The organism is Mycobacterium sp. NPDC050041 (assembly GCF_049541695.1).
GTDB lineage: Bacteria > Actinomycetota > Actinomycetes > Mycobacteriales > Mycobacteriaceae > Mycobacterium.
In genome coordinates, this window is sequence record NZ_JBMVDG010000004.1 from 353,760 (window position 1) to 368,770 (window position 15,011).

Genomic DNA, 15,011 nt, shown 5'->3' on the forward strand with positions numbered 1-15,011 from the left:
GTGGTCTCCACCGCACCGAAGCGGGCCGAGAAGACGCCCGACACCGAGCAGACCGTCCGACTGACGGTGGCGCAGGCCACCGTCCGGTTCCTGGGCAACCAGTACGTCGAGCGTGACGGCGAACGCACGAAGTTCTTCGCCGGCTGCTTCGGCATCTTCGGCCACGGCAATGTCGCGGGGCTGGGCCAGGCGCTGCTCGAGGACGAGGTGACCGCGCACGAGGCCGGTACCGCGCCGCGGCTGCCCTACGTGCTCGGCCGCAACGAGCAGGCCATGGTGCACAGCGCGGTCGCCTACGCGCGGCAGAAGGACCGGCTGCAGACCTGGGCGGTCACCGCGAGCGTCGGCCCCGGTGCCACGAACATGCTGACCGGTGCGGCGCTGGCCACCATCAACCGGCTGCCCGTGCTGCTGCTGCCGGCCGACACGTTCGCGACCCGCGCCAGCGCTCCGGTGCTGCAGGAACTCGAACTGCCCTCCAGCGGCGACGTCACCGTCAACGACGCCTTCAAACCGCTGTCGCGGTACTTCGACCGGGTGTGGCGGCCCGAGCAGTTACCCGCCGCGCTGCTGGGCGCGATGCGGGTGCTCACCGACCCCGTCGAGACCGGCGCGGCGACCGTCGCCATTCCGCAGGACGTGCAGGCCGAGGCGTTCGACTGGCCGGAATCACTGTTCGCCGAACGCACCTGGCACGTGGCGCGGCCGCTGCCCGAACGCTCGGTGATCGAGCGAGCCGCCGAGGTCATCCGCTCTGCACACACGCCGCTGATCGTCGCCGGCGGCGGCGTCGTCTACTCGGGTGCCACCGAAGCGCTCGCGCAGTTCTGCGCGCAGACCGACATCCCGGTCGGGATGAGCCAGGCCGGCAAGGGTGCGCTGCCCTACGACCACCCGCAGTGCATGGGCGCGATCGGGTCGACCGGCACCACGGCGGCCAACGCCCTGGCCACCGAGGCCGACGTCGTCATCGGGATCGGTACCCGCTACAGCGATTTCACCTCCGCGTCACGGACTGCGTTCAACAACCCCGACGTGCGGTTCGTCAACATCAACGTGGCGTCGCTCGACTCGGTCAAGCAGGGCGGCATCAGCGTCGTCGCCGACGCCCGCGAGGCGCTCGAGGCGCTCGCCGCGGTGCTCGACGGCCACACGGTGAGCGGCGAGTACCGTGACCGCGCCGCCGCCCTGGCCGCTGAATGGGACGACACCGTGTCGGTTGCGTACGCGGTGGAAGACGGTGTGGCCCTGAACCAGAACCAGGTGATCGGGCTGGCCAATACCCTCAGCGACCCCCGCGACGTCGTGGTGTGCGCCGCCGGGTCGATGCCCGGCGATCTGCACAAGCTGTGGCGGGTCCGGGATCCCAAGGGCTATCACGTCGAGTACGGCTACTCCTGCATGGGCTACGAGGTCGCGGGCGGCCTGGGCGTGCGGATGGCCGACGAGACCCGCGACGTGTTCGTCATGGTCGGCGACGGCTCCTACCTGATGATGGCCACCGAGCTGGTGACCGCCGTGCAGGAGGGCATCAAGGTGATCGTCGTGCTCGTCCAGAACCACGGCTTCGCCTCCATCGGGTCGCTCTCGGAGGCGCTCGGCTCCCAGCGGTTCGGCACCGCCTACCGCTTCCGTGGCCGCGACGGCCGGCTCGACGGCGACAAGTTGCCGGTCGACCTCGCCGCCAACGCCGCCAGCCTCGGCGCCGAGGTGATCAAGGTCAGCACCGCGGCCGAGTTCGGTGACGCCGTCAAGGTGGCCAAGGCCGGCGACCGCACCACGGTCATCCACGTCGAGACCGACCCGATGATCCCCGCACCGGACAGCGAATCCTGGTGGGACGTACCGGTGAGTGAGGTCTCCTCACTCGAGTCGACGCAAGCCGCCTACCGCACCTACGCCGACTGGAAGACGATTCAGCGGCCCCACCTCCGCCCCTCCTGAGCACCGAAGGACAAAGCACCGTGAGCACCATTCTCGTCGGCAGCGCCCCCGACTCCTGGGGAGTCTGGTTCCCCGCCGACCCGCAGCAGACGCCCTACACCCGCTTCCTCGACGAGGTCGCGGCGTCGGGCTACGAGTGGATCGAACTCGGTCCGTTCGGATACCTGCCCACCGAACCCGCCCTGCTCGCCGACGAACTCGCCAAGCGCAATCTCAAGCTGTCGGCAGGCACGGTGTTCGAGCATCTGCACCAAGATGGCGAGGATTCGTGGTCCGCGGTGTGGTCACAGGTCGAGGACGTCGCCAAGCTGACCGCCGCGGTCGGCGGAAAGCACGTGGTGGTCATCCCCGAGATGTGGCGCGACCCCGCCACCGGTGAGGTGCTGGAGGACCGCAATCTCACCGCCGAGCAGTGGCGCAAGAAGACCGGGGGCATGAACGAACTCGGCCGGGCGATGTTCGAGAAGTACGGTGTGCGTGCGCAATACCACCCGCATGCCGACAGCCACGTCGACACCGAGGAGAACGTCTACCGGTTCCTCGACGGCACCGACGGCGAGTTCGTGAACCTGTGCCTGGACACCGGACACATCAGCTACTGCGGTGGCGACAACATCGCCATCATCCGCCGGGCCCCCGAGCGGATCGGCTACCTGCACCTCAAACAGGTCGATCCCGCGGTTGTCGCGAAGGTCGAAGCCGAGGACCTCCCGTTCGGTGAGGCGGTCAGGCTCGGCGCGATGATCGAACCGCCGCTGGGCGTCCCGGAGATGCCACCGCTGCTCGCGGAGATCGAACGGCTCGGCATCGACGTCTTCGCCATCGTCGAGCAGGACATGTACCCGTGCGAGGTCGACGCCCCGCTGCCCATCGCCCAGCGCACCCGGTCGTATCTGGGCTCGTGTGGCGTCCCGTCCATCCGCTTCAAGTAGGAAGTAAAAGCCATGTCTGACTTGCGTGTAGCCGTTCTCGGTGTGGGCATCATGGGCGCCGACCACGTCGCCCGCCTCAGCACCCGGATCTCCGGAGCCCGGGTGGCAGTGGTCAACGACTACGTCACCGAGAAGGCCGAACAGATCGCCGCGGCCATCCCCGGATGCCGCGCGGTCGTGGACCCACTCGACGCCATCGCCGATCCCGACGTCGACGCCGTCGTGCTCGCCACCCCGGGCCCGACCCACGAGAAGCAGCTGTTGGCCTGCCTCGAGCACGGCAAGCCCGTGCTCTGCGAGAAGCCGCTGACCACCGACGTGGAGACCGCCCTCGGTGTCGTCAAACGCGAAGCCGAACTCGGTCGCCGGCTCATACAGGTCGGCTTCATGCGCCGATTCGACCACGAGTACGCCCAACTGAAGGCGCTGCTGGACGGGGGCGAGCTGGGCCGCGCGCTGGTGCTGCACTGCGCGCACCGCAACCCCGCCGTGCCACCCACGTTCGACAGCGCGATGGTGGTCAGGGACTCGCTGGTGCACGAGGTCGACGTCACCCGTTTCCTCTTCGACGAGGAGATCACCTCGATCCAGATCATCAAACCTGCCGCCAATCCCGGTGCACCACAGGGACTCGCCGATCCGCAGATCGCGATCATGCGGACGGCGTCGGGCAGGCACGTCGACGTCGAACTGTTCGTCACCACCGGCGTCGCCTACGAGGTGCGCACCGAGGTGGTGGCCGAGAAGGGCAGCGCGATGATCGGTCTGGACGTCGGACTGGTCCGCAAGCGCGGCGACGGCACATGGGGCGGGCAGATCACACCGGGATTCCGGGAGCGGTTCGGCCAGGCCTACGACACCGAGTTCCAGCGCTGGGTGGACGCGGTGGCGGCCGGGGCCACCACCGGTGACTTCACCGACGGCCCCACCGCGTGGGACGGTTACGCCGCCGCCGCGGTGTGCGAGGCCGGCGTGGAGTCACTGAACAGCGGTCTGCCCGTCGAGGTGTCGATGGTCGACCGCGCGTCGGTACGGGGAGCCTGACGTGAAGATCGCCCTCGACCCCACGCCGTTCCACCACGACCACGACCTGCTCGAGTTCCCGGCTCTGGTTGCCGAACTCGGCTACGAACACCTGCAACTCACCCCGCACCGCGACTTCATCCCGTTCTTCAATCACCCCCGCGCCGACGACGACCTGGTGGCCAAGTTCCGCAAGGCGTGCGCCGACGCGGGCGTCGGCATCGCATCGGTGCTTCCGGTGCTGCGGTGGTCGGGCCCCGACGAGGATGCCCGTGAAGCGGCGGTACGCAACTGGAAGCGGGTCGTCCAGATCACCGTCGACCTCGGGGTGAACGTCATCAACACCGAGTTCTCCGGGCGCCCCGAGAAAGCCGAGGAATCGGAGCGGGCGTTCTTCCGGTCGATGGAGGAACTGGTGCCGATCTTCGAGCGCGAGGGCATCGACGTCCGGATCGACCCGCACCCCGACGATTTCGTCGAGGACGGCCTCGAGGCGGTGCGCATCATCCGCGGCGTGAACTCGCCGAACATCGGCATGGTCTACGTCGCGTGCCACACCTTCCACATGGGCGGCGACATGTCCGCCATCATGCGGGCCGCCGGTGACAAGCTGCGCCTGGTGCATGTCGCTGACACCATGGACCACCACCGCAGCCACGGCTTGCGCTACATCACCAACCCGCCGGGCAACCCGGCCCGGGTGCACCAGCACCTCAAGATCGGCGACGGCGACGTCGACTGGGACGAATTCTTCGGCGGCCTCGCCGAACTCGGCTTCTACGATCGCGATGACACCGTGATGGTGTCGTCGGTGTTCGCCGAGGACGAGACCGCTCACGACGTGTCCCGCTACCAACTGAAGACCATGACCGAGTACGTCTCGAAATACGGAGCCCGACCATGAGCAGCACCATCACCCACTGGATGAACAACGCGCCGTTCACCGGCACCGGCACCGGGACGGCACCGGTGACCAACCCGGCCACCGGTCAGGTCACCGGCGAGGTCGCCCTGGCCGGCGTCGAGGATGCCCGCGCCGTGATCGACGCCGCCGCAGCGGCGTTCCCGGCGTGGCGGGACACCTCCCTGGCCAAGCGCACCGCGATCCTGTTCAATTTCCGCGAGCTGCTCAACACCCGCAAGGGTGAGCTCGCCGAGATCATCACCGCCGAACACGGCAAGGTGGTCTCCGACGCGCTCGGCGAGGTCAGCCGCGGCCAGGAGGTCGTCGAATTCGCCTGCGGCATACCGCACCTGCTCAAGGGTGGGTTCACCGAGAACGCGTCGACCAAGGTCGACGTCTACTCTGTCCGCCAGCCGCTCGGCGTCGTCGGCGTCATCAGCCCGTTCAACTTCCCGGCCATGGTGCCGATGTGGTTCTTCCCGATCGCCATCGCCACGGGCAACACCGTCGTGCTCAAGCCCTCGGAGAAGGACCCGTCCGCGGCGCTGTGGATCGCCGCCCTGTGGGCCGAGGCCGGTCTGCCCGACGGGGTGTTCAACGTGCTGCAGGGCGACAAGACCGCCGTCGACGAACTGCTCACCAACCCGAAGGTGAAATCGGTGTCCTTCGTCGGGTCGACCCCGATCGCGCAGTACGTGTACTCGACGGGCACCGCCGCGGGCAAGCGGGTGCAGGCCCTCGGCGGCGCCAAGAACCACGCCGTGATCCTGCCCGACGCCGATCTCGACCTGGCCGCGGACGCGATGGTCAACGCCGGCTTCGGCTCCGCAGGTGAGCGGTGCATGGCCATCAGCGCGTGCGTGGCCGTCGGCCCCATCGCCGACGACCTCGTCGCCAAGATCGCCGAGCGCACCACGCCGTTGAAGATCGGCGACGGCACCAAGGATTCGGACATGGGGCCGCTGGTCACCAAGGTCCACCGCGACAAGGTGGCGTCCTACATCGACGCCGGCGAAGCCGATGGGGCCAAGATCGTGGTCGACGGCCGCACCGTGCTGAGCGAGACAGGCGCTGAGCGGGATTCAGCGGGATTCTGGCTCGGACCCACCCTGATCGATCACGTCACCCCGGAGATGAGCGTCTACACCGACGAGATCTTCGGCCCCGTGCTGTCGGTGCTGCGGGTCGAGTCCTACGACGAGGCCCTGGATCTCATCAACACCAACCCCTACGGCAACGGCACCGCGATCTTCACCAACGACGGCGGCGCCGCGCGGCGCTTCCAGAACGAGGTCGAGGTCGGCATGGTCGGCATCAACGTGCCGATCCCGGTGCCGATGGCCTACTACAGCTTCGGCGGCTGGAAGGCCTCGCTGTTCGGCGACTCCCACGCCCACGGCATGGACGGCGTGCAGTTCTTCACCCGCCAGAAGGCCATCACCAGCCGCTGGCTCGACCCCAGCCACGGCGGCATCGAACTGGGCTTCCCGCAGAATCAGTGATTTGTGGATTCCTACCCGCGCTCACCGCGGCTGGGAATCCACAAATCGCAAGGTCCCCGGCGCTCAGTTGGAGGTGCCGCGGGCGTCGAGGCGGCGCAACACTCGATCGACGATCGTGGGGTCGGTGCCCGACTTCGCGCGGGCGCCCACCACCGCGTCGCGGGCGGCTTCGAGCACCTCCTCCTTGAGCGCGTTCACCGTGCACGCGTCATGGACGTGCACCGTGTCCTGCCGGTCGGCTTCGTCTCTGGTCAACCCGAGTGAATGCCACATCCGGGTGGCGTTCTCGCTCGCCTCGTCGATCACCTCCGAGTCGACGTCGCCCCGGTCGCGGACTTCGTCGAGACGGCGGAATCCGGCGTCTCGGGCCCGCTGCAGCAGCTCCTGTTCCTCGGCGTCCTGTTCGTCGCCCGACACGGTGACACCGAGGACGCGGACCAGCAACGGCAGGGTGAGGCCCTGGGCCAGCATGGTGCCGATGATCACCACGAATGCGATGAAGATCAGCCGCTCGCGCTCCGGGAAGCCGGGCGGCAGTGCCAGCACCGCCGCCAGGGTGACCACGCCGCGCATGCCCGCCCACGACGCCACCGTCATCTCCCGCCAGCCGACGGGTTCTGGTCTGTCGCGGCGTCGCCGCATGATCTTCTCGTCGATCGAGGCGACGGAAAAGATCCATAGGAACCGCACCACCACGACCACCGCGGTGATCAGCAGCGCCTGACCGATCAGCGTGGAGAGCGACCCGGACACCTGCTCGGCGACGGCCCGCAGTTCCAGGCCGACGAACGCGAATGCCGCGCCCGTGACCAGCAATTCGATGATCTCCCACGTCGTCCCGGACACCAGGCGGGTCTGCGCGGATTCCTGGTCGGCATATCGGCTCAGCGCCAGCGCGATGGTGACCACGGCGAGCACCCCGCTGCCGTGCGCCGCGTCGGCGGCCACGTACGCCGCGAACGGCATCACCAGCACCAGTGCGCTGCCCGCGGGATGGGCGGGCAACTTCTTGAGCAGCCAGCGCGTCGCGACGGCGATCGCGAGCCCCACGGCGATCCCGATGGCCACCGCGGCGCCGAGCGTGGCACCGGCATGCCACGGCACGAACGCCCCCGTCACCGTCGATGCGACGGCCACCTCGTAGAGGACCAGCGACGTCGCGTCGTTGGACAGCCCTTCGCCCTCCAGGATGGTGCGCAACCGGCGGGGCAGCTTCAGCTTGTGCGCCACCGCGGTCGCGGCGACGGGGTCGGGCGGCGCGACCGCGGCGCCCAGCGCGAGCGCGGCGATCAAAGGCAGCCCGGGCACCACCGCCTGCAGCACCACGCCGACCGCGCACGCGGTGATCCCGACCAGCGCGATCGCCAGCAGACCGATGGCGCGACGGTTGTCCAGGAACTGCCGCCACGAGGTGCGGCGGGCCGCGGCGAACAGCAGCGGCGGCAGCACCAGCGGCAGGATCAGCTCCGGGTTCACCGTCGGCGGCGGCAGTCCCGGCACGTAGGCCAGGGCGAGGCCGAAGATCAGCAGAACCACGGGGTAGGGCAGGTTGATGCGCTCGGCGAGCGGAGCCAGCAGCACGGTGGCTGCCGCGAGCCCGAGCAGCAGCGTCAGGCCGGCCATCGGTGCCGGCCTCGGTGGAGTGTCGGTGTCATGTCGACCTGCACATTCCCCATTCCCCGTCCCGGGAACCCCTGGTGGCGGAATTCTTACGATCTGGGGCGGGCCGTCTCGGCGCGGGCCGCCCGGGTTATCCGACCGTCATGACGCTGCGCCCGCTCCTGCTCACCGCGGTGCTGATCCTCGCCGGCTGCGGCGGTGAGGCCGCGGAGCAGTCCCCCACCGGCGAGCCGTCGACGAGCGCGGCGACGACGACAACGGGCCTGCTGCCCTCCGGCGTGCCGACCGAGGGCAGCCGCCCGCAGGCCGGCGACCTGCCCCCGCCCGCCGAGCCACAGCAGGCGCCGCCGCAGACCGCACCGGTGCCCGGCCGCACGGTGGCGGTCGGCACAGCACCCGAAGGTGTCGTCGTCGACGCCCAGACCCGCATCGTCGCGGTCGCCACCCGCAGACCCGACGCGTTGGTGTTGCTCGACGCCGACAGCGGCGACGTCGTCGCGCGCACACCACTGCCTGGTTTCGTGCGTCACCTGCAGCTCGCCAAGCCCGGCGGGCCGGTCCTGGTGCCCGTCGAGAGTGCCGACGCGTTGATCCGGGTCGTGCTGCCCGGTGGCCGGGCCGAATCACAGGTGATCACCGGGACGGTTCCGCACGACGCCGCGCAGGCACCCAACGGCACGGTGTTCGTCGCCAACGAACTGGGCGGGACCGTCGCCGCCGTGCGTGGCGACGACATCGTCAAGGTCTTCACCGACAGCGTCCAGCCGGCCGGACTCGCGCCGGTCGGCGCCTCGATGGGCCTGCTCGATGTGCGCAAGAACGACCTGACCGTCTACGACAGCGATCGGCTGGCCATCGTCGGGTCCACACCGGCAGGCGAGGGTCCGACGCACCTGGTCGCCGACCGGCACGGCCGGATGATCGCCACCGACACCCGCGGCGACGCGGTACGCGTGTTCGAGCCGCGGCCGACGCCTCGCGAGGTCGCCTCGGTGCCCCAGGCCGGCGGGCCCTACGGCATCGCCTACGACCCGACACGCGACCGGCTGTGGGTCGCGTCGTCGGGCACCAACGAGGTGGTCGGCTACGACATGTCCGCGGCGCAACCGCGCGAGATCCAGCGGCTGCCGACCGTGCAGAACCCGTACACCGTCGGTGTCGACGCGACGACGGGCCGGCTGTTCGTCGCCGGGGTGACCGGCGGGGTGGTGCAGATCATCGACCCCGCGTGAGCGTGGCCGCCGAGTGTGAGGGCTGCGGTTACCAGGGCCCGTGCAGGACGGGAACCCTCACACCCGGCGGCGGTACGGGTACGCGGCGCGCAGATCAGAGGATGTAGAGCATCTCCTGGTAGGTCGGCAGCGGCCACAGGTCGTCGGCGACGATCCCCTCGAGGGCGTCCGCGGCGGCACGCACCGCGTCCATCGCGGGAAGCAGGCCGTCGCGGGCGTGCGTCGCCTCCTCCAGTGCGCCGTCGGCATGATGCGCCAGCGCGGCCTTCAGCGCCGTCACCGCCGCGGTCAGCTCGCCGATCGGCTCCGAGACACTCTGCAGCAGCGTCATGTCGGGCTCGATGCCTGCCGCCTTGAGCGTCGCCACGTTCTGTGCGAGCTCGGTCTGGTAGCGGACCGCCGCGGGCAGGATGACCGTCGACCCCAGCTCCAGCGCCAGCTTCGCCTCGACCGCGACGGTCAGCGCGTACTGCTCGAGGCGGACCTCGTAGCGGCTGTGCAGTTCACGCTCGCTGAACACGCCGTACCGCTCGAACACCTCGACGGCCTCGGGCTTGATCAGCTCGGGAACCGCGTCGAGGGTGGTCTTGAGGTTGGGCAGACCCCGCTCGGCCGCCTCGATGTGCCAGTTCTCCGAGTAGCCGTCGCCGTTGAACACCACCGCACCGTGCTCGGTGATGATCTCGGTCAGCAGCGTCTGCACGGCGGTGTCGAACTCCTCGCCGTCGGACACGGCCTTCTCCAGCACCGTGGCCATGTAGTCCAGCGAGTCGGCCATGATCGTGTTGAGGATGATCATCGGTACGTTGATCGTCTGGCCCGAACCGGGCGCGCGGAACTCGAAGCGGTTGCCGGTGAACGCGAACGGGCTGGTGCGGTTACGGTCGCCCGGATCGGTGGGCAGAATCGGCAATGTGTCGACACCGATGATCATGGTGCCCTTGCCCTTCGACGACGTCGCCGCGCCCTTGGCGATCTGGTCGAACACGTCGGCGAGCTGATCGCCCAGGAAGATCGAGATGATCGCCGGCGGCGCCTCGTTCGCGCCGAGACGGTGGTCGTTGGTGGCCGAGGCGACCGACACCCGCAGCAGGCCGGCGTACTTGTGCACCGCGCGGATCACCGCGGCGCAGAACACCAGGAACTGGGCGTTCTCGTGCGGGGTGTCGCCGGGCACCAGCAGGCTGCCGAACTGCGCGTTGCCCATCGAGAAGTTCACGTGCTTGCCCGAACCGTTGACCCCGGCGAACGGCTTCTCATGGAAGAGGCACTCCATGCCGTGCTTCTTGGCGATGGTCTTGAACGTGGTCATCAGCAACTGCTGATGGTCGGCGGCGATGTTGGCCCGCTCGAACATCGGCGCGATCTCGAACTGGCCGGGCGCGACCTCGTTGTGGCGGGTCTTGGCGGGGATGCCCAGCTTGAACAGCTCGCGTTCGGTGTCCATCATGAAGCCGAGCACGCGCTCGGGAATGGCGCCGAAGTAGTGGTCGTCGAATTCCTGCCCCTTGGGCGGCTTGGTGCCGAACAGGGTGCGGCCCGCGTTGATCAGGTCCGGGCGGGCGAGGAAGAAGTGCCGGTCGATCAGAAAGTACTCCTGCTCAGGACCGCAGAACGACACGATGTGATCGAAGTCCTTGTGACCGAACAGCTTCAGGATGCGCTCGGCCTGCGCGCCCATCGCCTGCTGGCTGCGCAGCAGTGGCGTCTTGAAGTCCAGCGCCTCACCGGTCATCGAGACGAACACCGTCGGGATGCACAGCGTGTTGCCGTTCGGGTTCTCCAGGATGTACGCCGGGCTGGTGACGTCCCAGCCGGTGTAGCCGCGCGCCTCGAAGGTGCTGCGCAGGCCGCCGGACGGGAAACTCGACGCGTCGGGCTCGCCCTGGATCAGGGTCTTGCCGGCGAACTCGGCCAGCGTCTGGCCGTCGGAGACCGGCTCGAGGAAGCTGTCGTGCTTCTCGGCGGTGAACCCGGTCATGGGGTAGAACACGTGGGCGTAGTGGGTGGCGCCCTTGGACAGCGCCCAGTCCTTCATCACCGAGGCGACGGAGTCGGCGACGGCCGGGTCGAGCTTCGCGCCCTTCTCGATGGTGGCGACCACGGACTTGTACACCGACTTGGGCAGCCGCAACTGCATCTCGGCCTTGGTGAACACGTTCGATCCGAAGATCTCGCCGGGCGCCTCGGCGGGATCGAAACTGATCGCCGGCGGCACGTACGCCTCGACGTTGTTGATGGCCTGCAGACGCACGGCATTTCCGCTCAATGAAGTTCCTATCACTGCATGGTCCGCGCGTGTCTCACGCCGACGGTTGACCGGCCAACACTAGGAACGGTCGATGGCAGACTTGTTACGCGCCCGTCACCGACAGAATTCGTTTGCCATCCCGCGGCGTCACCACTTCGCCACCCCGACCCGCGGTCGCCGCCTCGCAGCGACGCCTACGCTGGCTTCATGGGGCTTCGACTACGCCGAGGACGCGGTGTCACCCGCGACATCGAGGCGGACTACGACGAGCACGCCGCGGTCGCCACCGGACCGGAAGGCGAGGCGGCGGGCGTCAGGGCCGTGCTGGTCTCGCTGCAACGCGGCCTCAAGTCGATGGGCCCGCTGCGCACCGCCGTATCGCTGGTCCGGCTCAACCAGCGGCACGGGTTCGACTGCCCCGGTTGCGCCTGGCCGGAGGAACCCGGCGGCCGCAAGTTCGCCGAGTTCTGCGAGAACGGCGCGAAGGCTGTCGCCGAGGAGGCCACCAAGCGGGTGGTGACACCGGAGTTCTTCGCCCGGCACTCGATCGCCGACCTGGAGGCCCGCCCCGAGTACTGGCTGAGCCAGCAGGGCAGGCTGACCCACCCGGTGGTGCTGCGTCCCGGTGACGACCACTACCGCGAGATCGACTGGGCCGAGGCGTACCGGCTGATCGCCGCCGAGCTGCGGGCGCTCGCCGACCCGAACGAGGCGGTGTTCTACACCTCAGGCCGCACCAGCAACGAGGCCGCCTTCCTGTACCAGCTGCTGGTCCGCAGCTTCGGCACCAACAACCTGCCGGACTGTTCGAACATGTGCCACGAGTCCTCGGGCGCGGCACTGGGAGACGCGATCGGCATCGGCAAGGGATCGGTCAGCGTCGAGGATGTCGCCACCGCGGACCTGATCATCATCGCCGGCCAGAATCCGGGCACCAACCATCCCCGGATGCTGTCGGTGCTGGAGAAGGCGAAGGCCGGCGGCGCCAAGATCATCGCCGTCAACCCGCTGCCGGAGGCCGGCCTGGTCCGCTTCAAGGACCCGCAGAAGGTGCACGGCGTGGTCGGGCACGGGGTACCGATCGCCGACGAGTTCGTACAGATCCGCCTCGGCGGCGACATGGCACTGTTCGCGGGGGTGGCGCGGCTGCTGCTGGAGGCCGACGACCGGCAGCCCGGCACCGTCGTCGACCGCGACTTCATCGAGGACCACTGCGCGGGATTCGCCGAGTACGAGGCGCACGCCCGGGCCGTTGACCTCGACACCGTGCTCGAGGCCACCGGCATCGACCGCGCCCAGCTGGAGCGGGTGGCGGCGATGATCGCCGGTTCGCAGCGCACGGTGGCGTGCTGGGCGATGGGGCTCACCCAGCACCGGCATGCGGTCGCGATGATCTCCGAGATCGCCAACGTGCTGCTGATGCGCGGCATGATCGGCAAGCCCGGAGCCGGATTGTGCCCGGTGCGGGGGCATTCGAACGTGCAGGGCGACCGCACCATGGGCATCTGGGAGCAGATGCCGGAGACGTTCCTGGCCGCGCTGGACGCCCACTTCGGGATCGTCAGCCCGCGCGACCACGGGGTGGACACCGTCGACGCGATCCGCGCGATGCGCGACGGCCGGGCCAAGGTGTTCATGGGCATGGGCGGCAACTTCGCGCTCGCGACACCGGACACCGCGGTCACCGAGGCCGCGCTGCGCAGTTGCTCGCTCACCGTGCAGGTGTCGACGAAGCTCAACCGCAGCCACATCGTGCACGGCCGCACCGCGCTCATCCTGCCGTCGCTCGGCCGCACCGACCGCGACCTGCAGAACGGGGTGAAGCAGCAGGTCTCGGTTGAGGATTCGATGTCGATGGTGCACCTGTCGCGGGGCAGCCTGCACCCGCCGGGCGAGGAGGTGCGCAGCGAGGTGGCGATCATCTGCCAGCTGGCCCGCGAACTGCTCGGCCCCAGCCACCCGGTGCCGTGGGAGCGTTTCAACGCCGACTACGACGCCATCCGCGACGCCATCGCCGCCGTGGTGCCGGGATGCGACGACTACAACAGCCGGGTGCGCGCACCCGACGGCTTCCAGCTACCCAACGGTCCCCGCGATGCACGCGAATTCCCCACCAGCACAGGGAAGGCCAACTTCGCGGTCAACGAGCTCGAGTGGGTGGCGGTGCCGCCAGGCCGGTTGGTGCTGCAGACCCTGCGCAGCCACGACCAGTACAACACCACCATCTACGGGCTCAGCGACCGCTACCGCGGTGTCGAGGGCGGCCGGCGCGTCGTCTTCGTCAACCCTGCCGACCTCACCGCGTTCGGACTCACCGAGGGCGACCGGGTGGATCTGGTGTCGGAGTTCGCGGTCGACGGCGACACGCAGGAACGCCGCGCCAAGGACTTCATGGTGGTGCCGTACTCGACACCGGCAGGCAATGCGGCCGCCTACTACCCGGAGACCAACTCGCTGGTGGCCCTCGACCACGTCGCCGCCAGGTCCAACACCCCGGTGTCCAAGGCCGTCGTCATTCGTCTCGAAAGGGCCAGCGCGCCCAGCGATCTGGTGAGCGGTTCGACATGGGACGAGTGACCACCCGCCGGCGGGCGCACCACGTCACCGGTGAGGACGCCGTCGCCCGGCCCGAGACACTGGTGGTCGAGGAGCCGCTGGAGATCCGGCTGAACGGCACCCCGATCACCGTGACGATGCGGACACCGGGATCCGATGTCGAACTGGCGCAGGGGTTCCTGCTCACCGAGGGGGTGATCGGGCACCGTGACGACGTGCTGACCGTCCGCTACTGCCGCGGCGCGGACGAGGACGGCGTCAACACCTACAACGTCCTGGACGTCACCCTGGCGCCAACGGTGCCCATGCCGAACATCGACGTGCGCCGCAATTTCTACACCACGTCGTCTTGCGGGGTGTGCGGCAAGGCGTCGCTGGAGGCGGTGCAGCTGTCGAGCCGGCACTGCCCGGGTGACGACCCGTCGTCCGTGCCGGCCGCGACGTTGTCGGCGATGCCGGACCAGTTGCGTCGAGCGCAGAAGGTGTTCGCCAGCACCGGCGGCCTGCACGGCGCCGCCCTGTTCACCACCGACGGCACGCTGCTCGTGGTCCGTGAGGACATCGGCAGGCACAACGCGGTCGATAAGGTGATCGGCTGGGCGACCGAACAGGACCGCATCCCGCTGACGGGCACCGTGCTGCTGGTCAGCGGTCGCGCGTCGTTCGAGCTCACCCAGAAAGCGGTGATGGCCGGCATCCCGGTACTCGCCGCGGTGTCCGCGCCCTCGTCGCTCGCCGTCGATCTGGCCAGCCAGTCCGGACTCACGCTGGTGGCGTTCCTGCGGGGTGAGTCGATGAACATCTACACCCGGCGCGACCGCGTCACGCGATGAGTCCGCATCTCCTGGCGGGCACATGCGGCACGGCGTCGGCACCCGTAGAGTGTGAAGGGCACGGCAACTGAACGTCGGTCACTCCGCCCGGGTGAGACCTGGCTCGGCGGACACCGCTTCTGACTCGTGGATGCGTTCACCACGCGAGCGCAGTCACGGATGGGAAGGAACCCCATTCGCGCGTCCCGGGGACGCGCGCGCTTCGTCCCATCGA

10 protein-coding genes are annotated in these 15,011 nt (G+C 69.0%); 8 read left to right on the forward strand and 2 right to left on the reverse strand.

What is annotated here, in order from left to right; all coding sequences use genetic code 11:
* From iolD to ACPCHZ_RS16005, 5 genes are read left to right on the forward strand one after another with little or no spacing between them, the layout of a single operon-like run.
* Nucleotides 1-1,944: a 3D-(3,5/4)-trihydroxycyclohexane-1,2-dione acylhydrolase (decyclizing) gene (gene iolD, locus ACPCHZ_RS15985; protein WP_423485622.1), complete on the forward strand. Its 1,944-nt coding sequence runs from the start codon at nt 1-3 to the stop codon at nt 1,942-1,944.
* 20 nt (nt 1,945-1,964) lie between these two features.
* A complete protein-coding gene (locus ACPCHZ_RS15990) occupies nt 1,965-2,876 on the forward strand; it encodes a sugar phosphate isomerase/epimerase family protein (RefSeq protein WP_364984784.1) in 912 nt (303 codons plus the stop codon).
* Nucleotides 2,877-2,888: 12 nt separating this feature from the next.
* A complete protein-coding gene (locus tag ACPCHZ_RS15995) occupies nt 2,889-3,920 on the forward strand; it encodes a Gfo/Idh/MocA family protein (RefSeq protein ID WP_423485623.1) in 1,032 nt (343 codons plus the stop codon).
* Between the two features lies 1 nt (nt 3,921).
* On the forward strand, nt 3,922-4,803 hold the full coding sequence (locus tag ACPCHZ_RS16000; protein ID WP_423485624.1) for a sugar phosphate isomerase/epimerase family protein: 882 nt from the start codon (nt 3,922-3,924) through the stop codon (nt 4,801-4,803).
* Nucleotides 4,800-6,305: a CoA-acylating methylmalonate-semialdehyde dehydrogenase gene (locus ACPCHZ_RS16005; protein ID WP_423485625.1), complete on the forward strand. Its 1,506-nt coding sequence runs from the start codon at nt 4,800-4,802 to the stop codon at nt 6,303-6,305. Before ACPCHZ_RS16000 ends, ACPCHZ_RS16005 begins: the two co-directional genes overlap by 4 nt.
* A gap of 63 nt (nt 6,306-6,368) precedes the next feature.
* Here the strand turns inward: ACPCHZ_RS16005 and ACPCHZ_RS16010 are convergent, their stop codons facing one another.
* Nucleotides 6,369-7,928: a Na+/H+ antiporter gene (locus ACPCHZ_RS16010; protein ID WP_423485626.1), complete on the reverse strand. Its 1,560-nt coding sequence runs from the start codon at nt 7,926-7,928 to the stop codon at nt 6,369-6,371.
* 140 nt (nt 7,929-8,068) lie between these two features.
* Between ACPCHZ_RS16010 and ACPCHZ_RS16015 the strand changes: the two genes are divergently transcribed.
* Entirely contained in the window at nt 8,069-9,157 is a 1,089-nt protein-coding gene (locus ACPCHZ_RS16015) for a YncE family protein (RefSeq protein WP_423485627.1), read from the forward strand.
* A 94-nt stretch (nt 9,158-9,251) separates the two neighbouring features.
* Here ACPCHZ_RS16015 and ACPCHZ_RS16020 read toward each other — a convergent pair whose 3' ends face one another.
* Nucleotides 9,252-11,426, reverse strand: a complete 2,175-nt coding sequence (locus ACPCHZ_RS16020) for a glutamine synthetase III (protein ID WP_423485628.1) — start codon at nt 11,424-11,426, stop codon at nt 9,252-9,254.
* Nucleotides 11,427-11,615: 189 nt separating this feature from the next.
* Here ACPCHZ_RS16020 and ACPCHZ_RS16025 point away from each other — a divergent pair, with 189 nt between their 5' ends.
* Nucleotides 11,616-13,985 carry an FdhF/YdeP family oxidoreductase gene (locus tag ACPCHZ_RS16025; protein ID WP_423485629.1) on the forward strand — a complete coding sequence of 790 codons (2,370 nt, stop codon included), beginning with the start codon at nt 11,616-11,618 and terminating at the stop codon, nt 13,983-13,985.
* A complete protein-coding gene (gene fdhD / locus ACPCHZ_RS16030; RefSeq protein WP_423485630.1) occupies nt 13,973-14,797 on the forward strand; it encodes a formate dehydrogenase accessory sulfurtransferase FdhD in 825 nt (274 codons plus the stop codon). The genes ACPCHZ_RS16025 and fdhD overlap by 13 nt, the downstream gene beginning before the upstream one ends.
* Nucleotides 14,798-15,011 lie beyond the last annotated feature (214 nt).